At 38.2% G+C, this 490-nt stretch carries 1 protein-coding gene; it reads left to right on the top strand.

What is annotated here, in order from left to right; genetic code table 11:
- Positions 1-244, top strand: a 244-nt coding sequence (locus tag UB32_RS20105; protein WP_044395951.1) for a hypothetical protein, incomplete at its 5' end; no start/stop codon positions are given.
- Positions 245-490 lie beyond the last annotated feature (246 nt).

The raw sequence follows: 490 nt of genomic DNA, 5'->3' as shown, positions 1-490 counted from the left end.
ACTGAATGATTTATTGAATGGCCAGCAATCCTTGCAGTTAGAACAAAATAATTTATTGAATGGCCAGCAATCCATTTTGTCAGAACAAAGTGAAATGCGGAAGGAAGTGGCATTTTATTACGGTAGTCTGATGAAGAAGCTTGATGAAACAAAAATAGATCTTTCTAGCGAAATCAAGCATGTTTCAAATGTGCAGAAGCTGCACCAGGATGTTTTGGAGATACTGAACGAAAAACAACAGTAATATTTCGCCTTACACCATCTCTTAAATATCCCACAGTTTCCTCAAACAATTTATCTTTCTTATTCCCATCGACAATACCTATGCCATGTAGAAGAGCGTTGCCACAAACGGAGCATCTCTGGGTTCATTGCTCACACCTTATACCTCTCCCACTTAACCACTTGAAGTGGATTAGTGAAGGAAATCCTCAAAAGGAGGGCAAATTAAATGTCATTTTTCCTATCTTTTATCGTTTTCCGACAGAAG

It is taken from the genome of Mesobacillus subterraneus (assembly GCF_000934845.1).
Classification (GTDB): domain Bacteria; phylum Bacillota; class Bacilli; order Bacillales; family Cytobacillaceae; genus Mesobacillus; species Mesobacillus stamsii.
This window is presented reverse-complemented; position numbering and strand designations above follow the sequence as displayed.